The sequence below is a fragment of the Psychrobacter sp. LV10R520-6 genome (assembly GCF_900182925.1).
Lineage (GTDB): Bacteria > Pseudomonadota > Gammaproteobacteria > Pseudomonadales > Moraxellaceae > Psychrobacter.
Genome location: NZ_LT900024.1, coordinates 2,864,343 through 2,890,970, shown reverse-complemented (window position 1 = coordinate 2,890,970; position 26,628 = coordinate 2,864,343). Strand labels below are relative to the sequence as shown.

18 protein-coding genes are annotated in these 26,628 nt (G+C 43.1%); 3 read left to right on the top strand and 15 right to left on the bottom strand.

Features of this window, described 5'->3' with window-relative positions; genetic code table 11:
• The first annotated feature begins 229 nt into the window (after positions 1-229).
• Positions 230-1,741 carry a phosphohexomutase domain-containing protein gene (locus U1P77_RS12100; protein ID WP_321155222.1) on the top strand — a complete coding sequence of 504 codons (1,512 nt, stop codon included), beginning with the start codon at positions 230-232 and terminating at the stop codon, positions 1,739-1,741.
• Positions 1,742-1,923: 182 nt separating this feature from the next.
• On the opposite strand, the gene U1P77_RS12095 is transcribed toward U1P77_RS12100, so the two are convergent.
• From U1P77_RS12095 to sdhC, 13 genes are all read right to left on the bottom strand, one after another.
• Positions 1,924-3,279, bottom strand: coding sequence for a UDP-glucose/GDP-mannose dehydrogenase family protein (locus U1P77_RS12095; RefSeq protein ID WP_321155221.1), 1,356 nt, complete (start codon positions 3,277-3,279; stop codon positions 1,924-1,926).
• A gap of 39 nt (positions 3,280-3,318) precedes the next feature.
• Complete coding sequence (pgi, locus tag U1P77_RS12090) at positions 3,319-5,001, bottom strand: glucose-6-phosphate isomerase (protein WP_321155220.1); 1,683 nt, start codon at positions 4,999-5,001, stop codon at positions 3,319-3,321.
• Positions 4,994-5,875, bottom strand: coding sequence for a UTP--glucose-1-phosphate uridylyltransferase (locus U1P77_RS12085; RefSeq protein ID WP_321155219.1), 882 nt, complete (start codon positions 5,873-5,875; stop codon positions 4,994-4,996). Before U1P77_RS12085 ends, pgi begins: the two co-directional genes overlap by 8 nt.
• Before the next feature lie 108 nt (positions 5,876-5,983).
• Positions 5,984-7,012, bottom strand: a complete 1,029-nt coding sequence (gene galE / locus U1P77_RS12080; protein ID WP_321155218.1) for a UDP-glucose 4-epimerase GalE — start codon at positions 7,010-7,012, stop codon at positions 5,984-5,986.
• Between the two features lie 110 nt (positions 7,013-7,122).
• On the bottom strand, positions 7,123-7,998 hold the full coding sequence (sucD, locus tag U1P77_RS12075) for a succinate--CoA ligase subunit alpha (protein ID WP_201554227.1): 876 nt from the start codon (positions 7,996-7,998) through the stop codon (positions 7,123-7,125).
• Between the two features lie 136 nt (positions 7,999-8,134).
• Positions 8,135-9,301 (bottom strand): ADP-forming succinate--CoA ligase subunit beta, encoded by a 1,167-nt coding sequence (gene sucC / locus U1P77_RS12070; RefSeq protein ID WP_321155217.1) that lies wholly within the window; start codon positions 9,299-9,301, stop codon positions 8,135-8,137.
• Between the two features lie 143 nt (positions 9,302-9,444).
• On the bottom strand, positions 9,445-10,896 hold the full coding sequence (gene lpdA, locus U1P77_RS12065; RefSeq protein WP_321155216.1) for a dihydrolipoyl dehydrogenase: 1,452 nt from the start codon (positions 10,894-10,896) through the stop codon (positions 9,445-9,447).
• 298 nt (positions 10,897-11,194) lie between these two features.
• Entirely contained in the window at positions 11,195-12,469 is a 1,275-nt protein-coding gene (gene odhB, locus U1P77_RS12060; protein ID WP_321155215.1) for a 2-oxoglutarate dehydrogenase complex dihydrolipoyllysine-residue succinyltransferase, read from the bottom strand.
• Positions 12,470-12,587: 118 nt separating this feature from the next.
• On the bottom strand, positions 12,588-15,455 hold the full coding sequence (locus tag U1P77_RS12055; protein ID WP_321155214.1) for a 2-oxoglutarate dehydrogenase E1 component: 2,868 nt from the start codon (positions 15,453-15,455) through the stop codon (positions 12,588-12,590).
• Between the two features lie 1,187 nt (positions 15,456-16,642).
• Positions 16,643-17,353, bottom strand: coding sequence for a succinate dehydrogenase iron-sulfur subunit (locus U1P77_RS12050; protein ID WP_321155213.1), 711 nt, complete (start codon positions 17,351-17,353; stop codon positions 16,643-16,645).
• Between the two features lie 197 nt (positions 17,354-17,550).
• Positions 17,551-19,401 (bottom strand): succinate dehydrogenase flavoprotein subunit, encoded by a 1,851-nt coding sequence (gene sdhA / locus U1P77_RS12045; RefSeq protein ID WP_321155212.1) that lies wholly within the window; start codon positions 19,399-19,401, stop codon positions 17,551-17,553.
• Positions 19,402-19,799: 398 nt separating this feature from the next.
• Positions 19,800-20,186 carry a succinate dehydrogenase, hydrophobic membrane anchor protein gene (sdhD, locus tag U1P77_RS12040; RefSeq protein WP_321156693.1) on the bottom strand — a complete coding sequence of 129 codons (387 nt, stop codon included), beginning with the start codon at positions 20,184-20,186 and terminating at the stop codon, positions 19,800-19,802.
• A gap of 20 nt (positions 20,187-20,206) precedes the next feature.
• Complete coding sequence (sdhC, locus tag U1P77_RS12035) at positions 20,207-20,593, bottom strand: succinate dehydrogenase, cytochrome b556 subunit (protein WP_321155211.1); 387 nt, start codon at positions 20,591-20,593, stop codon at positions 20,207-20,209.
• A gap of 1,093 nt (positions 20,594-21,686) precedes the next feature.
• Here sdhC and gltA point away from each other — a divergent pair.
• A complete protein-coding gene (gene gltA, locus U1P77_RS12030; protein WP_321155210.1) occupies positions 21,687-22,967 on the top strand; it encodes a citrate synthase in 1,281 nt (426 codons plus the stop codon).
• Positions 22,968-23,079: 112 nt separating this feature from the next.
• Here gltA and U1P77_RS12025 read toward each other — a convergent pair whose 3' ends face one another.
• Entirely contained in the window at positions 23,080-24,108 is a 1,029-nt protein-coding gene (locus tag U1P77_RS12025; protein WP_321156692.1) for a hypothetical protein, read from the bottom strand.
• Between the two features lie 163 nt (positions 24,109-24,271).
• Entirely contained in the window at positions 24,272-24,805 is a 534-nt protein-coding gene (locus U1P77_RS12020) for a type IV secretion protein Rhs (RefSeq protein ID WP_321155209.1), read from the bottom strand.
• Between the two features lie 206 nt (positions 24,806-25,011).
• Between U1P77_RS12020 and U1P77_RS12015 the strand changes: the two genes are divergently transcribed.
• Positions 25,012-26,301, top strand: coding sequence for a replication-associated recombination protein A (locus U1P77_RS12015; protein ID WP_321155208.1), 1,290 nt, complete (start codon positions 25,012-25,014; stop codon positions 26,299-26,301).
• The last annotated feature ends 327 nt before the right edge of the window (positions 26,302-26,628 follow it).

The following is a 26,628-nucleotide window of genomic DNA, read 5'->3' as shown; positions in this document are numbered from 1 at the left end:
TTAGGTTGAGACTCGGTTTGGTCGATATTTATTCTGTTAGATATTTATTGAGGGGCTAAAGCTATAACCTACGCCAAAAACTATGATAGTTGAGAGTGGAGTTTAATTATCATAATACTTACACTCTACTCATTTATTAGTTAGTGTATCATTGAATGTTTATTAGCTTATAATTGTGCTGTTTACTTCATCATCATATGAATACTCAAGCGAAAGGAATTTCATCATTATGTCTACCACCGATAACGCAGCTACTTCTAGTTATACTCCTGCTCACAACGATTTTACAGCCATTAGCATTAACTCTTTTAAAGCTTATGATATTCGCGGCGAGCTTGGGGTTAGCCTTGATGAAGATATCGCTTATCGTATCGGTCGCGCCTTTGCGCAGATTTTATCTCAGTGTTATAACTCCGCTGACGCTAAGGGCGACATAAAAAATCTAAAAACAGCTGTTGTCATTGGTAGTGACATTCGCGACTCTAGTGAAAAGCTCAAGCAAGCCGCCATTGCCGGTATTATGGCTGCTGGTGTCGATGTGATTGATTTGGGAATGACCGGTACCGAAGAGGTATATTTTGCCACCAGTCATTATCAAGCGCTAGGCGGGATTGAAGTGACGGCCAGTCATAATCCTATCAATTATAACGGTCTAAAACTAGTCAAAGAGCATTCAAAACCTATCAGCGCGGATGATGGTTTGGCAGAAATTCAACAGTTGGCAGAATCTGGTCAATTTACGGTAAACGAGAATAAAGGCGAAAACAGCAAACAAGGTAAATTACAGCTATTAACGGATAAAAGCGCTTATGTTGACCATGTGATGAGCTTTGTTGATACCGATAAATTAAAACCGTTAAAACTAGTTATTAATTCAGGCAATGGTAGTGCTGGGCCAGTGGTTGATTTATTGGTCGATAAACTGGCCCAAGCAGGCGCGCCAATTGAGGTGATTAAGCTGCATCATAATCCTGACGGTAGCTTCCCGAATGGTATTCCTAATCCGATGATTTTGGCCAATAGAACGGCTACTCAGCAAGCGGTGACGGAACATAAAGCCGACCTAGGTATTGCGTTTGACGGCGACTTTGATCGTTGTTTTTTATTCGATGAAAATGGTGATTTTATTGATGGCAGCTATGTGGTCGGCATGCTCGCCCAAGCGTTTTTAAATAAGTATCCAGGCGAATCCATCGTCTATGACCCCCGGGTGATATATAACACTGAAGCCGTGGTCGATGCTCATAATGGCAAGGCAGTAATCAGTAAATCAGGGCATTCGTTTATTAAACAGGTTATGCGCGAGTCGGGCGCTGTATATGGCGGTGAGATGTCAGCCCATCATTATTTTCGCGACTTTTTCTATTGTGATAGCGGCATGATTCCGTGGCTATTGACCCTTGAGCTGTTATCAATTACCGGTAAAACACTCTCTGAATTGGTCACCGGTTATATCAGCGATTATCCAAGTTCAGGTGAGCTTAACTTTCATCTAACTGACCACGATGCGCCGTCGATTATTAAAAATATTGAAGAAAAATTCAGCGACCAGAATTTTACTAAATCAACACTGGATGGACTGAGTCTCGATTTTGGTGACTGGCGTTTTAATTTACGTGCCTCTAATACCGAGCCACTAATCCGGCTTAATATTGAAAGTCGTGGTGATGAGCTCTTACTGGCAATGAAGGTACAGGAAGTACAGCAGTGGCTTGCTCAACAAGGCGCCGTACCTGCATAGCTGTTTTAGAGATTAAAAGTATAGTTGAGCCATTTTAAAAGGAACACAGTATGGCTGGGAGAAATTTTCACAGCCTCTGGAGTGACGCAGTCGTACAGCAAGCTAGAAAAATTTCTGCCAGTTATACGAAACCATGTGTGTATCCGTTTTATTTAATTCTGACTATATAGCTAGCACGTCATTTATTTGGTACGGCCAATACCCACATAATCACCAATTAATAAATCAAGTTGATCACGACTTAGTGCTGCTTGCGCATCAAATATTGGCATAGCATAGTTATTAATTTGGGTGATATCGAGCTTGTTCTGAGGCGACCAACTCATAATAAAGATTGCCTGTGCGTCGCCTAATTGCTGATAAGGACTATCGATCAGCTGTAACAATGGCTGCTCATCATAGCGATGAGCCAGCTCTGCTTTTGCCTTATTGCTATAAACCAGCGTGCGTATATTATAAGACCATAATAGCTCTAATAGCGGATGGATAGCTGAGCCTTCAGTACGTCCGGACCCCGCTTTATAACTGCCACCCCAAATCATTACCGTCTTATTGTCAATAAAGCCATCAAAATACTGCCAAAACTTACGAAATATCAGCTCTTTTTGATCTTTATTAATGTGCATGACAGCTTGTAACAGCGGCATATCTACTCTATTTTCCTGCCCAGACTGCTCAAGCTTCTCAAGTTCAGCAGGTAGCGTGTTGCCCCCGAAGCCCCACCCTGCCTGTAAATAACTGCTACCGACTCGCTGATCTAAGCCCATGATTTGGCTGATTTTTTGAATATCTACCTGATGACTGTCGGCAAGGCGTGACATCTCATTTATAAAGCTAACTCGGGTCGCCAGCATCGCCATAATACTGCTGCGGGCGAATTCTATCGTGGCAATATCAGCATGGTGATAGGCGCGGGCATGCTGGATTAATGGTTGCAAAGCACTCAAGTGCTGGCTGCTATCCGCGGTTTTTTCACCGAGCAACCATAACGATGGTTTCAGCATTGAGCTATAAGCTTCCCCGTCTTGTAAAAACACAAACGGCACATAATAGACCCACGCGCGCTGTAATCGCTGCGCCAAAGCTGAGATATGACCCAGTTGTTCAATGCCGCTTATAATGATAGGGCACGTCTGCTGATAGCTATGGTTGAATGCCGTTATCCACTCATTCTCTACCCATATCGACTTGATACTGTCTAGAAACAGCCAATACAGCGCGACTTGCGGACTTCCAGCGAGCTGTAAGCTTTCAGAGGTTTGTAGGGGATCATAAGTGTCAATCAGTTTATCCGCGCTGTCTAGTAGAGGCCGACTGATAATCTTCTGCTGCTCTACATACAACTGCCACAGCGCCTGCAAATGATGCTCAAATCCATACTGCTGTAGTTGTTGTTCGAGTAGCGTTATATCGGCATACAGGTGCACATTTTGGCCTAAACTGGCTAGCACCACTGCGCTAGTAATGGCTTCGATATCATGACCAATAATGACGCATACTTTTGGGTTTTCATCGAGCGTAATGGGCTGAGAAGACATGGAACTACCTTTTGCTATTTTGTATTAAGAATATAATCTCTAAGACAAGCGTCTGATGTGTGTAAGCAACTGATTGGTGGACGTATCGAAGGGGTTAACGCCGTCCTGTTGTAAGGCATGATAAACCGTCTCAGCCATCTGCTTACCCATCTCAACCCCCCATTGGTCAAACGGATTGATATCCCAAACACTGGCCATCACGTAAACTTTGTGTTCATACAGTGCAATCAGCGCCCCCAAACTATGCGGGGTCAGCTCATCGATAAGTAGCGTGGTTGACGGTTGATTGCCGCGATAGTTCTTATATTTATCCGCATCACAAGCGGCCGCTGTATTAACAATATCAGCAGCCGTATCAGCAATAGCCGCATTACCAAAAGCCAGCACCCGACTTTGTGCCAAACAATTCGCCAGTGACAGCTCATGTTGCTGTTGTAGCGAGGCATTCTGTGCCTCATCACTATAATGGCGCACGCAAGCGATAAAGTCGCAAGACACGTGTTGAGTGCCTTGGTGCAGCAGCTGATAAAAGGCATGCTGGGCGTTAGAGCCAACTTCACCCCATAAAATCGGGCACGTGTCATAGTCAACACGCTCGCCATCATGAGTAACAGACTTGCCATTACTTTCCATCTCTAGTTGAGTCAAATAGCTGGGTAAATAGCCCAAGCGCCCATCATAAGGCAACACCGTATGGGCGTGAATATGTAAAAAGGTACTGTTCCAAACCGCCAGCAACCCTAGCAGTACCGGTAAATTATCTGCAAAATCGGCATTGGCAAAATGCACATCCATGCTGTGTGCGCCTGCCAGCAGCTCACGAAACTGCGCCATACCAATCCGAATGGCAATAGCCAGCCCAATCGCTGACCATAAGGAAAAACGTCCCCCAACCCAATCCCAAAGCTGCAACTGATGCTCGGGATGAATACCCCATTCGCTCATTTTTTTGCTATTTGCTGAGATACCGATAAAGTGGCGACGTAATACACTGTCTTGAGTACCCGCGCGCAAGGTAGCAGTAGTAAGCAACCAGGACAGCGCGGTCTTGGCATTAGAGAGGGTATCGACGGTTCCAAAAGATTTAGATGAGATAATAAACAGCGTGGTCTCAGCATTTAAACGCTTAAGTAAATTATCAAGCTGGCTGCCATCCATATTAGAGACAAAATGTACCACGATAGCTGTATCTGCCCATTCATCAAGCGCGGTAGTCGCCATGAGTGGCCCTAAATCAGAACCGCCAACGCCAATATTGACTACATCAGTAATCGCTTTACCCGAAAACCCACGCCAACTGCCACTACGAATGCGCTGTGATAACCGCTCTACTTGCGCCAGGCTATGATGTACATCGGCAACTACATCTTGTGTGCCGACTTGTAATGTTGCAGCTGCCGGCAAACGTAGTGCCGTATGCAAGGCCGCGCGCTCTTCACTAGTATTGACCATTGCGCCTTGCAATAACGCCTCAATACGCATGGATAAATCGCCACTATCCGCCAAATTCAATAGACTGGTCAGCACAGTCTCATCAATACACTGCTTGCTATAGTCCATATAAATCGCACCGGCTTGGGCACTAAAACGCTGGGTACGCGTTTTATCTTGCACAAACAAAGTCGACAACGACCACTTTTGCTCAGCCAACTGCTTTAGTTGCAGCCAATACTCAGAATCTCGTGCGCTGCTTTGCGCTTTACCCTGCGGTACTTTATTCATCGGTAGCTAATTGCTGCTGGGCAAAATATATAAACGCCTGCATATAAGAGCGCATGTCACCGGCATCATAACTGTCGCCAACCATAGTCGTCACATCAACCCCATGCTGACTAATTAGCGCATCAATAGCATCGGTCAGTTGAATTTCACCACCAACAGAGGCCGTAGTATTCGCTAAATAATCAAATATTTTATTGCTGAATACATAGCGACCTACTACCGCCAATCGAGAAGGCGCGTCTACTAAACTGGGCTTTTCTACAAAACCGGCTACTTTGAAGTTAGCATTAACCCCAGTTTTATTAATATCACTCACATTATTAGAATGGTCACTAAGCTTAGCAATACCGTATTTATGCACTTCGCTATCAGCCACTTTATCCACCAATATCTGCGAATGGTCGTTATTAGCGAAGGCCATCAACATGAAAGCTAAATTGTCTTTGTGCATATCATTAGCAAACGGATCAAGTACCACGTCAGGAAGTAATACCGCAAAATCATGATCACCGATAATGGGTCGCGCTGCTAGTACCGCATGTCCAAGACCCAGCGCTTTGCCTTGACGTATCATAGAGACGGTCACGTCCTCTGGTAGCCAGTTTAAGCTATCAGCCAGCGCGTCTTTACCCTTATTACGCAGCTGATTATCAAGCTCAGCATTGATATCGAAGTAGTTTTCAATCGCGCTTTTTTGCGCATGACCGACTAGTACGATGTGCTTAATACCGGCAGCGATGGCCTCTCCGACCACATAATGAATAGCGGGACGATTGCCTAGTGGTAATAACTCTTTCGGCACTGACTTCGATAACGGCAACATGCGCGTGCCAAAGCCTGCGACAGGAATAACAGCATGAGTGATTTTTTTCATAATTATAAGGCTACATTAAAAGGATGAAATAATTCTGAATAGTGAACCATTATTAAACTAATATGACGCAATAGATTTTACGAGAATTTTTATATCTTCAACAACTTTCTATACTTTGTACCCATTCGGATTTATACTTTGCCAACGCCAAGTATCTTCACACATATCAGCAATAGACAGCTTTGCTTGCCAGCCTAATAATGATTGCGCCTTATCAGCACTGGCATAACAACTGGCGATATCACCCGCACGGCGCGCAGCAAACTGATAGGGAATATCTTGTCCAGATACTTTGGTAAAAGCAGTAACTAACTCTAATACTGAGCTGCCTTTGCCAGTGCCTAAATTAATAGGTAAAAAACCTATACTAGATGTTTGCTGCTGTAGATAATCAAGCGCTGCGACATGACCTGCTGCCAAATCCGTAACGTGAATAAAGTCGCGTACTCCTGTGCCATCGACAGTAGGATAGTCATTACCAAAAATATTAAGTTTGGCAAGCTTCCCCACGGCCACTTGTGAAACATAAGGCATCAAGTTATTGGGAATATCATTCGGGTCTTCGCCGATTTGTCCTGATGGATGCGCGCCAACTGGATTAAAGTATCTAAGCGTAATTAGATTCCAGTCATTATCCGACACTGCTAAGTCTTCTAAAATATGCTCAACCGTCAGCTTACTTTGGCCATAAGGATTGGTACAAGAGCGCGGAGAATTCTCATCGATAGGCAGAACTTCAGGATCGCCATATACAGTAGCAGATGAAGAGAAAACAAGGTTTTTAACCTTATATTCCGCCATGACTTCAAGTAAATTAATAGTGCCGCTGACGTTATTATTATAATATACTAAAGGCTTAGCAACAGATTCACCAACGGCTTTGAGTCCGGCAAAATGAATCACCCCAAAGAACTGATGAGCCTCAAACACTTCTCGAAGTAGCTTAGCATCACGAATATCCCCTTCAATAAAGTCAATAGGGGCATCGATAATATTAGAAACCCGGTTAACAGATTCACGACTACTATTAGATAAATTGTCATAGATGACGATATCGTAACCTGCTTGATGCAAAGCGATACAAGTATGCGTACCGATATACCCTGCACCGCCTGTTACTAATATTTTATTTTTCATATCATCATCCAAGGCAATTTTCAAAACAAAAAAAAGACACCCCATTGTAGGGGTGTCTTTATGGTATATCAAGGCAGTTCTAGTAGTTACGCAATAGACTTGCGTTTATATTACCAACCAGTAACTTCTTTAAGCTTGTCACCAAGTTTAGAAGGGTCACGCGTATATGCGATTCCTGCATCTTCAAAGGCTTTGAATTTCTCTTCAGCTGTCCCTTGACCGCCTGAGATAATGGCGCCGGCATGACCCATACGCTTGCCTTCAGGAGCAGTAACACCAGCGATATAACCAACTACTGGCTTAGTGACATGATCTTTGATGTAAGCAGCTGCTTCTTCTTCAGCAGTACCACCAATCTCACCGATCAGGATGATAGCTTCAGTTTGTGGATCGTCTTGGAACAATTTCAACGCATCAATCTGGTTCATACCAGGGATAGGATCACCGCCGATACCGATACAGGTTGATTGACCAAAGCCAAGCTTAGTAGTTTGAGCTACGGCTTCATAAGTCAAAGTACCAGAGCGTGAGATGATGCCCACTTTACCTGGTAGATGGATGTGGCCTGGCATGATACCAATTTTGCATTCGCCTGGAGTGATAACGCCTGGGCAGTTAGGACCAACAAGACGCACATCGCCCGCTTCTTCAAGATAGCGTTTGGCTTTTAGCATATCAATAGTCGGTACGCCTTCAGTGATCACGACGATCAGCTTCACACCCGCATCGATTGCTTCAACGATAGAATCTAGTACAAATGGAGCTGGTACGTAGATAACAGAAGCGTCAGCTTGAGTCGCTTCCATAGCTTCAGACATAGTGTTGAATACAGGTAGACCTAAATGCGTTTGACCGCCTTTACCGGGGGTGACGCCGCCAACCACTTTAGTACCGTATTCGATGGCTTGTTCAGAGTGGAACGTACCATTTTTACCAGTAAAACCCTGGACCAATACTTTGGTGTTTTTATCAATTAATACACTCATTATTTTTTCCTTGTATTCGGTTGTCTTGTAATAGCCGCTTAGTTGTTGAACTACTTATTATTAAATAAACCAGTAAATTTGAACAACTAAGCTACCGCTATTACGCGTTGACTAAGATGCTTGTTTGCTTAAGCAATTAGGCTTTAACAGCATCGACAATTTTGTGAGCAGCGTCTGATAGGCCTTGAGCTGAAATAAGATTCAGACCAGAATCTTGTAGAATCTGAATGCCTTTTTCAGCGTTGTTACCTTCTAGGCGCACAACAACGGGTACTTTTACGTTAACTTCTTTGATAGCAGCGATAATAGCTTCTGCAATCATGTCACAACGTACGATACCACCGAAGATGTTGATTAAAACACCTTCAACGCTGCTGTCTTCAAGGATAATCTTGAATGCTTCAACAACGCGATCTTTAGTTGCCCCGCCGCCAACGTCCAAGAAGTTAGCAGGCTTGCCGCCATACAATTTGATGATGTCCATCGTTGCCATTGCAAGACCGGCACCGTTAACCATACAACCGATATTACCTTCTAGGGCAACATAGTTTAGGTCAAACTCGGCAGCTTCTAGCTCGCGCTCATTTTCTTGTGACTTGTCTTGTAATGCTGCGATTTTAGGCAAACGATATAGTGCGTTTGAATCGATACCAATTTTGCCGTCAACACAAACAATTTCGCCATTTTCACGAATGGCTAATGGGTTGATTTCTAACAAGGCAAAATCATTTTCAACGAATGCTTGATAAGCACCAGTCATGATTTTAACGAACTGATTGATTTGTTTGCCTTCCATACCCAATTTGAACGCAACATCGCGCGCTTGATAAGGCATGAGGCCTACTAATGGGTCAACATTAACTTTGAAGATTTTTTCTGGGGTCTCATTGGCCACTTCTTCAATATCAACGCCGCCTTCAGTTGACGCCATGAAGGTTACTCGACGGGTAGCACGATCGACAACGGCGCCAAGATATAGCTCAGTTTGTACGGGGTACATATCTTCTGCAACCAATACGAAGTTGACCGGTTGGCCATCAGCGTCAGTTTGGAAAGTAACTAAGTTAGTACCGATCAAATCATCGGTTACTTGCTTGGCTTCTTCGCGAGTTTTAACCAATTTAACACCGCCGGCTTTACCACGGCCACCCGCATGCACTTGCGCTTTGATAACCGCAATGTCAGTTGGGGTTTTATCAAAAGCTGCTGCCGCTTCGTCGCCACTATAAGCAATAATGCCTTCTTGAATGGGCAATCCGTAGCTTTTTAATAGCTCTTTTGCTTGATACTCATGTAAATTCATTGATTGTATCCTTTATTTTTTACAATTAATAAAAAGTGAAAACAAGTGCGCAGCAATATCTGCCTACACACTTGTGACAAAAGCCATAGTACTCATATAATGGCGAGCGCTATTGCTTGGTCAGGTTGTAAAACGTCCGTTCTTTACTTGCGCTTTTTACGCTGAATGGCGTGAATAGCGCGCCCATCTGCTGACAACGCAGCTTCATGGACTGCTTCTGATATGGTTGGGTGAGCAAAGGTCATCAGCTGCAAGTCTTCGATACTAGAGACAAACTCCATCGCAATCATACCTTGATGGACAATATCACCCGCACCAGCAGAGATAACATGCATACCTAGCAAGCGATCTGTCTTGGCATCGGCCACAACTTTGACAGAACCTTGAGTTTCACTTTGAGCAAGCGCACGGCCATTGGCTGCTAGGTTAAATGAACCGATTTTGACTTCATAACCCGCTTCAGTTGCTTCTTGCTCATTAAGACCAACCCAAGCAATCTCAGGATGGGTATAGATAACATTGATGATAGTATCGTAGTTAACCTGAGTTTTTTCGCCATGAATACGCTCAACGGCCATCATGCCCTCTTCCATGGCTTTATGCGCAAGCATAGGGCCACGAATCAAATCACCGATAGCATAAACGCCATCGAGATTGGTTTGGCATTGATCATTAACATCGATGAGACCGCGTTCAGTCAGCTTGATACCGCTATCTTCACCAAGCAATTTTTCAGAATAAGCACGGCGACCAACACAAACGATAAGTTTATCAAAGCGTTCATCGAGAGATTCGCCTTTATTCTCACTAGTAACGACTACTTCATCACCTTGCACTTCGGCATTGATGACTTTGGTATCAACGCGGATATCGAGGCCTTGTTTTTTGAATATTTTACCGGCTTCTTTGGCCATATCTTTATCAACAGCAGCTAAGAGTTTAGGTAACGCTTCATAAACAACCACCTCGCTACCTAGGCGACGCCATACAGAACCAAGCTCAAGACCAATAACGCCAGCACCAATCACGCCCAAACGCTTAGGTACTTCAGTGAAATCAAGCGCGCCGGTTGAATCCACGATACGATCATCATCAGTTTTGGCAACTGGAATATCAATAGGGACTGAACCTGCCGCTAGGATAACATTTTTGGCAGTAATGGTGCTTTCTGCTTCGTCAGCAAGGGCCGTAAATTTAACTTTTTTATCAGTGCCAGTGCCGTCAACTAACGTGCCCCAGCCTTGTAGCCAATCAACGCCATTGCCTTTTAATAAAGCAGCAATACCGCCAGTCAATTGCTTGACGATGCCTTCTTTACGGGTAATCATTTTTTCAACATCGATAGCAACATCACCGGTGCTGATACCATGTTCGTCAAGATCATGCTTAGTGGCTTCGAAACGATGAGAGCTATCAAGTAAGGCTTTTGATGGGATACAACCCACGTTTAAGCAGGTTCCACCAAGAGCTGGCTCGCCTTTATAAATACGTTTTTCGATACAAGCAACGCTCATACCAAGCTGTCCTGCACGGATAGCGGCTTCATAACCACCAGGGCCGCCACCAATGACGACTAAATCATAATTGTCTTTCATAATACGTTTCCATATTTTATTTATAGTTTAATTTAGTGTTCAGATCATTTAAACGAGCCGCATGCCAACCGTATAGTTAATACGCTACTTCAGTAGGCTATATGCGTTTATCATTGATTGATAATAATGAATGATTACCAGATTTACTTAAATTATTACTTACACGGTAATGAGATGTGAAGAATAGCTAAGATCTAAATGACTAACATCTAGATGACTAAGTTCTAAATAACTAGGATAACCACTATAACAAAGGTAAAAAGCTTGTATCAGCGGTTGCCAATACAAGCTTACGAGCTTATAGGTCTAATAAAAGTAGTGATGGATCTTCTACCAGCTCTTTAATAGTCACTAAGAACTGTACCGCTTCTTTACCATCGATCATGCGATGATCATATGATAGCGCCAAATACATCATAGGTAGAATTTCAACTTTGCCATCGACTGCCATTGGGCGATCATTGATAGCATGCATACCTAAGATAGCGGTTTGGGGTGGGTTCAAAATAGGCGTTGACATTAATGAGCCAAAGACGCCGCCATTTGAAATGGTAAACGTACCGCCAATCATATCATCTAGACCCAATTTGCCTTTTTGGGCCAGACCACCAAGCTCACGGATCTTACTTTCAACATCAGCCATGCTCATCTTATCAGTATCACGTAATACCGGAACTACCAAACCACGATCTGATGAAACCGCAACACCGATATCATAGTAACCATGATAGACGATATCATCGCCATCAAGTGACGCATTGACGGCTGGGAAGCGTTTAAGTGCTTCAGTAGCTGCGCGTATGAACAAGGACATAAAGCCTAGACGGACACCATGACGCTTCTCAAATTTTTCTTTGTATTTGGCACGAAGATCCATTAATGGCTTCATATTAACTTCGTTAAATGTAGTCAGCATCGCTGTATCTTGTGACGCTGATAACAAACGTTCGGCCACACGCTTACGCAGACGAGTCATAGGTACGCGTTTTTCACTACGCTCGCCGGCTGACTCAGCGACAGGACGACCACTATCAGTAGTAATGCTGCTATCTGCTTTTAAGGTTGGGCTTGCCATATCAGTTTTAGTCACACGACCGCCGCGACCACTACCTTCAACATCTTTAGGATCAACGCCGCTTTCTTTAGCTGCTTTACGTACCGCTGGGCTTTGATCTTTATGATCCGCTTCAACACTGTCTTTTTTGTCAGTGACCTGTACAGGCTCGCCGCCATCAGCTGCTTGTTTTGCTTGAACAGGCGCAGCTGGTTGATCTGGATCTACAGCAGGAGCACTGCTATTGTCATCCGCACTGGCACTGGCATCAGCGCTACCGCTTGCGCCCGCTTCGAATTCTGCGATCAGCTCATCAGACAATACCGTATCATCAACTTGCTTGACGATTTTGGTCACTACACCATTATCAGGCGCAACGACTTCTAATACGACTTTATCAGTTTCAATTTCAGCTAATAGGTCATCACGGTTAACTTGTTGGCCTTCAGTGACATGCCATTCAACGATTGTGCCATCGGCAACCGATTCTGGAAAAACGGGGGCTTTGATCTCAGCCATCGATATACTCCTTAGATTTGGATATTACTATTTATTATTAAGTCGTGATAGGCAGTCAGCTTGAGTCATAAAGTGCTAACTGTCATCGCCCGATTGATACGTTTTATATTGGTAGCACTTACTTAGCCAACTCATCGACACTAACGCCAAGACTGCCAGCGATTAATGCTTGTTGCTGCTGAAGGTGTAATTTTGCAGAACCAGTCGCAGGTGCAGCACTTGCAGGACGTGCAACTGGCTCTAAAACTTTTGCTTTGGTTGGATGCGGTACCACAATGCGGTACATATCAGGAGCTAAATAATACCAGGCACCCTGATTTAATGGTTCTTCTTGCGTCCAAACGATCTCTTTTAGATTACTATATCTATCAATTTCAGCAATCAAGCGCTCTTCTGGTAGCGGATACAGCTGCTCGATACGAACAATAGCAACATGATCCAGACCTAAGGCACGGCGCTGCTCCAGTAAGTCATAATAGACCTTACCGCCACATAACACTAAGCGTGTTACCTCATCGGCATTCTGCTGATCCATCTCTGGCAATATAGTTTCAAACTTACCATTTGCCAGCTCTTCTAACTGTGAGGTCGCAAGCTTATGACGAAGTAAGCTCTTAGGGGACATCACAATCAACGGCTTACGAATTGGACGCACTGCTTGACGACGGAGCGCATGATAAATTTGCGCGGGCGTGGTTGGCGTGATGACCTGCATATTGTCTTCAGCACACAACTGTAAGAAGCGCTCAAGACGGGCTGAAGAATGCTCAGGACCTTGACCTTCAAAGCCGTGCGGTAACAGCATAGTCAAACCACAAACGCGCTGCCACTTGGTTTCGCCACTTGCGATAAACTGGTCAATGACCACTTGTGCGCCGTTGACGAAGTCACCGAACTGCGCTTCCCAAACGATTAAAGCGTTCGGAACTGTGGTCGCATAACCATATTCAAAGGCCAGAACAGCTTCTTCTGATAACAATGAGTTGTAAATAGCAAAACGCGATTGCGTGTCACTCATATGGGCAAGTGGCACATACATGCTGCCATCATTGATATTATATAGTTCGCTATGGCGATGAGCAAAAGTACCACGACCCACATCTTCACCAGTGATACGGACTAAGGTGTTGTCATGATCCACTAGTGTCGCGTATGCTAAGGTTTCAGCTGCGCCCCAGTTTAAAGGCTCTTCACCGGTTTGCATGGCTAAGCGCTGATCAACGACTTTCTGTACTTGGCGCTGTAGCTTATAGCCTTCTGGCATCTCTGCCATTTTGCGACCATAACCTTTTAACTTTTCGATATCGACACTGGTATCCCATTCGTCAACCAAGTCATGACCCAAATAGGGTTCCCAGTCAATGAATAATTCAGTATTAGGCTCAAGGACTAAAGAATTGACCACATATTCGCCGCGATCCAGTGATTCGCGATATTCATCTTCGTACTGGGTTTCTTCAGCACTGGTAATGACGCCTTCTTCAATAAGCTTTTTGGCATAGATAGCACGAGTGGTTGGCAATTTTTTAATCACTGCGTACATAAGTGGCTGGGTGGCGGAGGGCTCATCTGCTTCGTTATGGCCATTACGGCGATAGCAAAACAAGTCAATAATAATGTCTTTGCCAAACTCATGACGATAGTCAAGCGCGAGCTGAGCTGCAAATATTACTGACTCAGGATCATCGCCATTGACGTGTAAAATAGGCGCATGCACCATTTTTGCCACGTCAGTACAGTATTCTGTTGAGCGTGCATCTTCTTGACGACTGGTGGTAAAGCCTACTTGGTTATTAATAACAATACGAACCGTACCGCCAGTGGTATAAGCGCGAGTTTGTGACATTTGGAAGGTTTCTTGCACCACCCCTTGAGCTGAAAATGCGGCATCGCCATGAATCACAATCGGTAATACTAAGTTACCATCAGTGTCATTACGACGAACTTGACGCGCACGTACTGACCCTTGGATAACGGGCGAAACAATCTCCAGATGCGACGGGTTAAAGGCCAAAGCTAAATGCGCTTCACCGCCTGGCGTCATCACGTTAGACGAATAACCATTATGGTATTTAACGTCACCGGAGCCTTTTTCTGGCTGTACTTTGCCGTCGAACTCATCAAACAAATCTGCTGGATTTTTGCCCAAAACGTTAACCAATAAGTTCAATCGACCACGGTGAGCCATACCGATGACCATCTCTTTGGTACCGTAGCCACCCGCTCGTTGGATGATTTCGTTAAGTGCAGGAATAAAGCTTTCACCGCCCTCTAGTCCAAAACGCTTCACGCCAGTATATTTACGGGCTAAATACTTCTCTAATCCTTCGGCCGCCGTTAAACGCTCAAGAATAGACAAACGTTTTTCGTCATCAAATTTAATATAACCTAGATTGGTTTCAAGATATTTTTCCATCCAACGCTTTTCAATGCTGGTGGTCACGTGCATGTACTCTATGCCGAGATAGCGGCAATAAATACGCTCCATGATCTCAATAATCTCACGTAATGGCGCTTCGGTCTTACCAATGTCTAAATCGCCAGTAGGATATACGGTATCAAGATCTGCTTCTGATAAACCATGATACGACAGAGTTAAATCTTCAACTTCGGCACGTGGGTGCAACTCTAGAGGATCAAGCTGTGCGCGGCGATGACCACGGCGGCGGTAAGCAGAAATAAGCTGCTGCACGCCCATTTGCTTAGGATCTGCACAATTGGCTGAACCTGCAGTTGCTGCGCTTTCAGACGTGGTGCTGCCTTTATTAGCTGTTTGATTACGTGCCAGCAATAAGAATTGGTCTTTAATCGCATTATGCTTAGCATCATTAGGGGATTGATACTGCTTAAAGTAATCTTGCCAATCCGTATCGACGCTGGTCGGGTCGCTTAGGTATTGTTCATAGAGAGATTCAATATAGTGGGCGTTATCAGCGGCGAGCTCAGTATGGTCTACGCCTTCAGCTTCTTTAGTTATACTATTCATAATGATCGTCTATTTGATAGATAAATGAATGGAAACGTGCTTATTGTTGTGTAATCCGTCGTATGCTAGGCATTTAGACAAGTTGACATATATCGTAAAGGATTATTTACTAGGAAAGCTATTGTTATTTATTACTGTTGTAGCATCACTGTTATAGATAGTTGCTAATAGCTAGCCATTAGCAATCATAATAAATATAAACGGTCATAATATAAAACTTAGATTTCACCCTTTTCTCATAATTTACTTTGTGGTTAATATTTACAAGGTAAACGACAAATTAAGTAGTGGCATAAAGTCTTTATTACAATGGCAATATCGCAGTTAAAATTATTTGTGAACGTTCGGTCTTGTTAATAGCCTCGTTTCACAACATTAATTTATATATAATGACATCAGCCATAACCAATATATTAATAACTTTATTAATAATAAAGAATAATAGACGGTTATTTAATTCAATTAGCTTATGATTAAGTCATTTATTACACTTACCACTGGACTAATTGCTAACAACTAGTCGGCCATTTAAAAGCGTCTTTTATAACTAAGGTGCATTGTCATTTGTACCAAACATAAATTGCTACCTAGGGTAGCATGGCAAAATTACTTCACATAGTTTGTTTGTTCAATACTAAGTATTTACGTAATAAATATCCGTTATCATCTTCGTTTCAATCATGCTTATTATGAGTCTTTCTATAAGATCAAACAATAGATATACCATCATAAATATACAATTAAACCGCAATTGAAGGGTGATGAAATTTACCGCTACTATGATAGCATTTTTGCAACCAAATTTTTATCCCAAGTGATAGATAATGGTATTGTTTTGTGAAACTATAAGTTGCTAAAGGGTAAAAGCAAAATAGGCACTTGACCATAACTTAAAACCAGTCCTTTCTTACCCCCAAACTTTAAATTTCTAGACGACACTTTGAATCAAGAAAGTACAATATCGATTGTGCCAACCGTCGTTTACAGCTGTTACTTCTACACTTTCTACTTTGCTTTTTGTTATTTGGTCCAAGCTTAACCATACTTTCGTTTTATCGATAATGAAAAACACCGCCAAATTATTGGGCGGTGTTTTTGTATGGTTATAATTAAATATTTATCTCTAGGCCCCAGTCTCTAATCTCTGAATGCTCAGCTCTAAACGAGCCGTTCAACGACTGGTAAACTTAACCCGCTTCGTCAATCAACATATTACGTAGATTACCGATCGCTTTAGTTGGGTTCAAGCCTTTTGGACATACGGCAACACAGTTCATGATACCGCGGCAACGGAATAAGCTAAAGGGATCATCTAAGCGTGCCAAACGTGCTTGGGTATCGGTATCACGGCTGTCCATTACAAAGCGGTTGGCGCTCAATAATGCGGCTGGCCCTAAGAACTTATCAGGATTCCACCAAAACGATGGGCAACTGGTTGAACAGCAAGCGCATAAGATACATTCATATAGACCGTTCATCTTTTCACGCTGCTCAGGTGACTGTAGGCGCTCGGTTGGCGGCGCTGGTTGGTCATTGATTAAGAACGGATGTACTTTTTCATATTGCTCATAGAATTGGTTCATATCGACCACCAAATCACGAACTACTGGTAAGCCTGGTAACGGACGAATGGTAACTTTTTCAGGCAAAGTGTTCATGTTTATTAGACATGCCAAGCCGTTTTTACCATTAATATTCATACCATCAGACCCGCAAATGCCTTCGCGGCACGAACGACGGAAAGTAATGGTTTCGTCTTGCTTTTTTAGGCGTAATAAAACGTTAAGCAACATACGGTCTGACTCAAGCAGCTCAACCGTATAAGTTTGCATACGTGGCGCTGCGTCCTGATCAGGATCGTAGCGATAGATTTCGATGGTGCGAGTACCTCGGCTCATAATGCTAAACTCCACACATAGGTGACGGCGGGCAGACAAAAGAGGCATCATAACAGCGCTAAAGTTACTCTGGTTTATACTAGCGCTGGCATGGGTTTGTCGCTGGCGGTCACCTTTTTAATAAATTAATAAGGGATAAAACGTTTAAGCTATTCGTACACCTAGGATACGCGGTTGCTTACTAACCATAAAACTGATTAGTAGACGCGAACTTTTGGCTCAATATAATCTACGGTTAGTGGAATTTTGCGTACAGGCTTATAGACGATTTTGTTGCCTTCAGAATACCACAAGGTATGCTTCATCCAGTCGTGATCGTTACGACCGTTTGGTGCATAGTCATCATCTTCTGGACGATCATAGTCCGCTACACTGTGCGCGCCGCGACTTTCATGACGATGGGCTGCCGATACCATAGTCGCTTTCGCTACCTCGTAAAGGTTTGCCACTTCAAAGGCCTCAATACGCGCGGTATTGAATACTTGTGACTTATCAGCAAGATGAATTTGATCAATCTTATCACCTAGTGCTAGAATTTTTGCAACCCCTTCGTCCATCATTGCTTGGGTGCGGAATACGCTAGCATGCTTTTGCATGGTTTCGCGAATCTCATCAGCCACGTCTTGCGCATTGTAGCCTTCAGTAGACTGTTGTAGCTTGTCTAAACGGTTAACCGTGAAGTCGAGCACATGAGGATCAAGCGGTTTGTAAGTATGATCAGCATGATGATATTCATCAACGATATGTTTACCAGCGGCGCGACCAAAGACCAATAAATCAAGCAAGGAGTTAGTCCCTAAACGATTAGCGCCGTGGACACTAACACACGCACATTCACCGATAGCATAAAGGCCTTTGACTACAGTACCTTCGTTATATATACCTTCTTCATCGGTACCTGCTTCTAGATCAGGCGTGATCACTTGACCATGAATGGTAGTAGGAATACCGCCCATCATATAGTGAAGGGTTGGGATAACCGGAATAGGCTCTTTAGTGATATCAACGTTTGCAAAGTTTTTGCCAATCTCAAATACCGATGGCAAGCGCTTCATAATAGTTTCAACCCCTAAATGGGTCATGTCCATAACAATATGATCGGCATTAGGACCACAACCACGACCTTCTTTAATCTCTTGATCCATTGAACGCGAGACTAAATCTCGGGGTGCTAAGTCTTTTACGGTAGGCGCATAACGCTCCATAAAGGCTTCACCATCTTTATTACGTAAGATAGCCCCTTCACCACGACAACCTTCAGTCAATAGTACGCCAGCGCCTGCGACACCCGTTGGGTGGAACTGCCAGAATTCCATATCCTGTAGAGGTACACCAGCACGAACCGCCATACCAATACCGTCACCAGTATTAATATAAGCATTGGTAGATGCGGCAAAGATACGACCTGCACCACCAGTTGCTAAGACAGTAATCGGTGCTTGGAATACCGCGACCGTACCTGTTTCTTGCTCAAGAGCGATGACGCCATTAATATTGCCGGCTTCGTCTTTGATCAAATCCAGTGCAATCCATTCAATGAAAAACTGCGTACCTCGTTCAAGGTTTTTTTGATATAGCGTATGTAGCATTGCGTGACCCGTACGGTCAGCTGCTGCACAAGCACGTTGGACCGCTTTTTCACCGTAGTTTGAGGTGTGGCCACCAAACGGACGCTGATAAATCGTACCATCTTCATTACGGTCAAATGGCATGCCCATGTGCTCAAGCTCATACACCACTTTTGGTGCTTCACGGCACATATACTCAATAGCGTCCTGATCACCCAACCAATCTGACCCTTTGACGGTGTCATAAAAGTGAAAATGCCAGTTGTCATTACTCATGTTACCAAGGCTGGCACCAATACCGCCCTGAGCGGCAACGGTGTGCGAACGCGTTGGGAATACTTTGGTGATTACCGCAACGTTCATGCCCGCTTCGGCCAGATGTAGTGAGGCACGCATACCTGACCCACCACCGCCAACGATGATCGCGTCATAGTTTAGGGTTTTGATGTTGCTAATGGTATTATCTTGTCTAGTTGCCATTACGGTTTTCCTAATGCCTGTTAATGCTTGCGAAGTAAATACAAGAATTGTTTATTGTGACATCATGGTCGCACTACTGAGCATTTTTCATACTCATTTTTGTCAGGCTTTAATTACACATGATGATATAAACAACCTTCAACCTTCAACCACTTACTAAAATTTGCATAGTCATCGTTATATAAAGTTCAACTCGTTCATGCGCTGTTCAAACCATGCTCGAAAGCAAGTGAGCAACTACATGCGCCGATACGATATAATACAATGACTCTTATATGGCTATTAACGGACTGTTTTTAAATACTTTACCAGTCAATAAAACTGACCGGACAGTCCGTCTTTATTCATAATATTTAATTTCTATAAATTGAATATTATAGGGTTCAGATATTTAAAGGTTAAACAGCAACGATACCGAAGCCATTACCCCAAAAAATCATAATGCCCCAGAATAGAAAAACCAGAATGGCGATAATCATTAATGACTGTAACACCAGACGTAGACCTGCAGCGCTAGAACCCATTTTGCCAGTGGTAATGTAGTCAGTAAATACCGTCCACATCCCCACCCAAGCATGACCGGCTAAAGCAATAATAGCCACTAGGCTGAATAAACGCATTGGCAAGCTGGTCATAAATGCTGACCATTCAAAAAAGTCCACGTTACCATGTATCAAAAAGAAGCCAAGTAACACAACGCTATAGACCGCTAAAACCACAGCACTAATACGCTGGACTATCCAGTCACGTGAGCCTGACCCTGTCAGACCGGTGGCGCTTTTGATTCCTGAATTATTTTTACTCATTAGAACATCACCCATATAAATGACGCAACAATTAGAATCGCTGCAATCACGAAGCTGACTACGGTCACCATACGTGCAGATTTCAGCTCTTCGTTGCTGCCGTTATCAGCAAATAGATGCTTGATACCCATCACAAAGTGATAAGCAATGGCCGCAACAAAGATCCACGCCAAAAAGCGCACAAACACGTTATCAAACACGGTCTCGAAACTCTCAGGTGACGCCAAAGAGTTCTGAAGTATCCATAGCATGACAGGAATAAGTAAAAATAAGATAATGCCAGATATACGATGCAGAATTGAGGCAATCGCAATCGGTGAGCTGTTAACGCTAATCACTTGGCTCAAAGGCAGATTAATAGGTCGGTTGCTTTTCACAGCGGGCATCCTTTTGCGGTTATGTCTGGTAGTTACTTATGATTTGGCAATTATCTACCAAATACACTGAGTACCACGCGAGACGAATAAAGTAAGGAAGAGCTAGCTGACTTCTTTTAGTTTGTGTTAAATCTAAATGACTGATCGTGCCTTTCATACAAGGTATCTATAGTCTACTTAAGTCTACTGACTATAAGTCGCTATATTAATAGACTTTTCTGAACAACAAACTGTCTATTTAATACCTATTCATTAAGAACAACCAAATTAATCACAGTCAAAACTAAGCCTTAATCCAATCAATCATTGAATGAATTAACTATTCTATTTTTAATAGTGTCCCTTAACGAAAAAAAGACAACCCTACTGTGTCATCTCTATAAGTCCAGCTTTGTTAAAGTGAACTTCACTGTCGGCTATCTAAAAATAGAACAGATAACAAAAAAATTCAAGCGATCAGCTCAGGTTTAGTCTATAAAGTAGCCTTTCAATCGTAACAAGATATGAGCATATAACAGGCTAATCGATACAACATCATGACTAATTATTAATTTGCACAAAGCTAATGTCAGTTAATGACTCTAATTATAAAATGCCTAGCCGACAATTACAAACTTATCCCTTAAATAATAGATATTAGGGCAGTTATAACAAATTATTAGCAATGAGCAATATTATGTCCGTAGTATTACGCGCTCTTAGACTATTATAACCTTATTTTGATTCGTCTGCCGCTCATATTCTGTCTGTTTTTACCTCAAACGTCTAAGAAACTGACGCTACCTTAGTGCTAGAAGTATTGGATTTTTATCGTGATAGTAATTTTTATTCTATGCCTACAAAAATCTTGGTTTTACTCTGAATAACCAAGCAGACATATTTTGATACAAAAATTACATTAGATAAATGCCCTAAAACAACGTGAACGGGGATGATTGCACAGAAAACTCTTTTCAAATGTTGCAGCTTTACTGTTAATATAACCGGGTTCTTAGATTAGTTGAATTTGACTTCTTGTTTGTTGATTTGACTGATAATGACGCAACAGTATGCGTCGATAGCACATTTACTCTAACAAGATAAACCGAATGGAGAGGAAATTATGGCTGATAATAACGCCACACTAACAGCAGATGGTAAGGACTACCAACTTCCTATTATTAAAGGCACTTTAGGCCGCCCTGTTATCGACATCGCTGCTTTGCAAGATTCGGGTTTTTGGTCTTATGACCCTGGTTTTAAAGTTACCGCGCCTGTTGAATCAAAAATCACGTTTATCGATGGCGGCAAAGGTGAGCTATTATATCGCGGCTACCCTATCGATCAGTTAGCAAATAGCGCTGAATACTTAGAAGTGGCCTATGCGCTCGTTCATGGTGAACTACCTAACGCTGAGCAAAAAGCAGACTTTTACGAAAAAGTCCGTAAGCATGCTGGCGTGCATGATCAACTGCGTAAATTCTTTGAAGGTTTCCGCCGTGATGCACATCCTATGGCTATTATGGTCGGTGTGGTTGGTGCATTATCAGCGTTCTATCATGAAGGCTTGGACGTTAGTGAAGAGCTTCATCGTGAGATTACTGCTATTCGCCTAATTGCTAAAATGCCGACGCTTGCCGCGATGAGTTATAAATACTCACAGGGCGAACCGTTCATGTACCCACGTAACGACTTCAACTACGCGGAAAACTTCTTATATATGATGTTTGCCACGCCTGCTGATGTTGATTATAAAGTGGATCCGGTTATTTCTAAGGCCATGGATAAGATCTTTACCTTGCATGCTGATCATGAGCAAAACGCTTCAACGTCTACCGTACGCTTAGCCGGTTCTACTGGTGCAAACCCATATGCTTGTATCGCTGCAGGTATCGCAGCCCTATGGGGCCCATCACATGGCGGCGCTAACGAAGCCGTACTTGAGATGTTAGACGAAATCGGTACCGTCGAAAATGTTCCTGAATTCATGGAAAAAGTAAAAAGCCGTGAAGTGAAGCTAATGGGCTTTGGTCACCGTGTTTATAAAAACTTTGACCCACGTGCACAAGTCATGAAAGAGACTTGTGATGAAGTTCTAAGCGCATTGGGTATCAATGATCCTAAGCTTGAGCTTGCCATGGCACTTGAAAAAATTGCGCTAGAAGATCCGTTCTTCATCGAACGTAACCTGTATCCAAATGTTGATTTTTACTCTGGTATCATTCTAAAAGCCATTGGTATTCCAACGTCTATGTTTACGGTAATTTTCTCATTGGCTCGTACCTCTGGTTGGATCAGCCATTGGTTAGAGATGCATAGTGCACCGTTCAAAATCGGTCGTCCACGTCAGTTATACACGGGTGAGACCCATCGCGACTTCGTTAAAATAGAAGACCGTAAATAGGTCAGCTATGCTAAGACTTAACCATTGATTCAATAAAAGATCCCGCCAATGTGCGGGATCTTTTATATCTGTTTAAGCCGTCTGTCTTTTATAAAAGTTTGTTTATAAGAGACTATTGAAATGATTTAAGAGTCTGCTCGTATTTGGCAATTTGTTCATCATAACCTTTGATAGTGTCATTAAACTTGATCATGAGACTGTCAAACTCTTGTTGTTGGTCCAGTTTCATCTGCTGCATATCGAGCACCTGCTGCGCTTCTATCTGTTCCCAAACTTGATGTTGAATAATCAAACGAGCCAGCGCGGGGCTTTTTGCATTTACTCTGTCAGCAATTTCCGCATGTTCGAACAGCTGCGGTACTAAAGTGGCTATATTGAGCAAGGTATCGATGTCTTGGTCACTAAATGGCGTCGCTACGGGCTGATAAAGCGCTTCCATCGCTTGCTGATAACGTTCGATAATTTGTTCTTCGTTCAGTATGATAGGTTTACGTGGCTCAAGGCTAATACGCTTTAATACTGTTAAATCACGTTCGCCAACCTCAGTACTGGTATTCACCTCAGCATCAGTTTCTGCCGCTTCGGGTGCAGCATTGATAGTAGTGTCGCTAGTAGTGCCAGCCGCTCCGGCAGAATTAGTGCCAGATGCCATGCTACTTTCGGGCTTATTCACCCTTGTCTCGGTTGATTTATTGGTGTTGCTAGTAGGACTAGCCGTGGCACTGGGGCTAGTAGTCATTTTAGTGTCACCATCAGAAGTTTCAGTAGCACTATTCAGTGATAAGCTATTCTCACTATCTGTTGCGTCAGCAGCTTGTAGCGACTCATACTCTGCTTGTAAGCGTCGCTGTAATCTCTGTGCTTGGGCAATATATAAAGGCTGGAATCGCTCTATACGCGCGGCAGCCGAATCGCTTTGCACAACAGTTTTATTATCTTCAGCGCTTATTTGTTCACTGGTGTTGCTATCATTATCTGCCACGGGTGCTGATTGCTGCTGGCAACCTATCAACATTAACGTCCCTACCAGTGTTGCTGCTAGCAAAGTCGGCGTCTGGCGCAGACGCGCAGTCGTTATTCTATGAGTTATTGCGGTATTATATAAATCAGCATCGGGCTTCGGTGTTAAAAAGTTAAACATCACGGCACAGTTCCTGTTTTAAAAACTAAAAGTGGAAAGCTAAAAGGGTACGGCATTAAGATTAGAATAATTTCAAATATTTTTAGTAGCTATTAAGACAGAAGCTATTAAATAAAAGTTATTAAGTATAACCTTTTTTCTTCTCACACTTGTTAAGTAAAGGTCAAACGGTGAACGAGCCGTCATGATACTTATTAGGTTGACTGTCTAAAAAGGGAATGCCGGCTTCTAGCGCTTGACAGTCCTGCCTATATTCACGACGTACAAAGTAATCTTGTACCATACGGGCTTGTTGCTCAATACCGTAATTAAAAAATGACTTGCCGGTCTTTAAAACATAATCATAGCGGCGATCGATAAGCGCACTGCGCACAACTTTAAGTCCTTGCTGCAATTGCCAAACGTGGGTGAGCTCATGAATCAGCCAGCTTTGCTTATTAATAGAAGCCTCGCTAAAGTCTACTGTCCAATCGGCTGGATGAAAATATATATTGCCATTAGGACTGACTGCATAGTTTTTGAATACCCACCATGCTGTTTTAAGGGTCACCTCATCAAGTTTAATACTATCGCCAAAGACTGAGCGCGCAAGCATAATCTCACCAGCATTCAGCGGCCGTGATTGTTTATTCGAATTATTTGAGCCGTTTAGACGTAAGTTTGTATTGAGAAATCGCTTGAGTGTTTGACGAAGCATAACTAAGGCTCTACCTTGGACTTAATTTATTTTGGTAAGCTATTAATAAGGGTAAGCGTCTAAAAATCAAAGCGTTTAAGACATAAGTTGTACACTTACCTGACTTTCCTTAACGTAAAACTGCGTTAGCCTAGCTTATACAACCCCTACTAGAAACTGTCTTATTTTTTCTAATTTAATTAATATTTTTTATAATAGAGAGTTTTATGCCTGCACCTTTTCATGCCGACACCCCCCTTGCCCAGCGCATGCGCCCTGCTACCCTTGACTCTATTATAGGTCAAGAACATCTGCTAGCAGAAGGGGCACCATTACGACGTTTGGTTGAACAAGGCCATCTACCATCCATCATTTTGCATGGGGAGGCTGGTATCGGCAAAACCACCATTGCGATGCTATTAGCCAATGCCGTTGACCGCCCCTTTCATGCGCTGTCAGCTATAAATACTGGGGTTAAGCAATTGCGTGAGGTGTTAGATAGCAAAGACTCGTTAAGCTTTGAATCGCCGGTGGTCTTTATTGATGAGATTCACCGTTTTAATAAGGCCCAGCAAGATGCACTATTGGGTGCGGTAGAATCTGGCGATATTACTTTGATTGGAGCGACCACTGAAAACCCGTCTTTCAGTGTCAATAATGCACTACTATCACGCTGCCAAGTGTATCGCCTAGAGCCGCTTAGTAGCGAGCAAATCGCTGCAGTATTACAGCGGGCACTTTTAGAAGATACTGTTTTTAAAAGTCTCACTATCGATTTACAGGCACAAAATACTATCAGTCAATTGGCACAGGGTGACGCTCGTAAAGCGCTGAATTTACTGGAACTTGCCGTACAAACAGCAGATCCAAACCAGTCGCCTATAGTCATCGATGATGAGTTAGTAGCCCGCGTAGCCCAGACTGCGCTAGTACGTTATGACAAAGATGGTGAGCAGCATTACGATATTATCTCAGCAATGATAAAATCGGTGCGTGGCTCAGACCCAGATGCAGCTTTATACTGGATGGCGCGGATGTTGGTTGGCGGTGAGCCGGCGGATTTTATCGCACGGCGGCTGGTCATTCTAGCCAGTGAAGATATTGGTAATGCCAATCCTAATGCTTTATTGCTGGCTGATGCCGCCTTGCGTAGCGTGCAATCTATTGGTATGCCGGAGGCGCGTATTATCTTAGGACAAGTGGTGGTTTATTTAGCGACTAGTGCTAAAAGTAACAGTACCTATAAAGCGATTAATGCGGCGATGACACTGGCGGAAAAAGATGCCTCACCCATACCCTTGCATCTACGTAATGGCGTAACCAAGCTGATGCGCGACCAAGGCTACGGTAAAGGTTACGTTTATCCGCATGGTTATCCCAATCACTACTATGCGCAAACCTATTTTCCTGATAACTTAGTGGGCACACGCTTCTATGAATTTGCGGATAATCAGCGTGAGCAACACAGTAAGCAATTTATGGACTGGCTAAGAACCCAAGCGGCCAGCAATGAATAAATGGCTCCTTGATTGTTTGGTTCATTTATAATGTGCATCATTCATCATAGCGCTCGTCATTGATAATACTTATCACTATTTTTCGAGATAATAGGCCATATAGTATCTCGATGAGGCAGCACGTTACGGTAAAACCGTTAAAATGTTAGGATGCTTGTATATAAAAACGATAGATTAATAACCATCTACCCCTAATTGCTACGCGCTTTGCTCAACAGCTACAGCGCTTTCTCTAATCTACTGCTACAATAGGCGGATAGCTTTTTATACCTACACTTTTACATAACCTTTTATATACTGATAAATAATAAAACATTGAGACTTCCT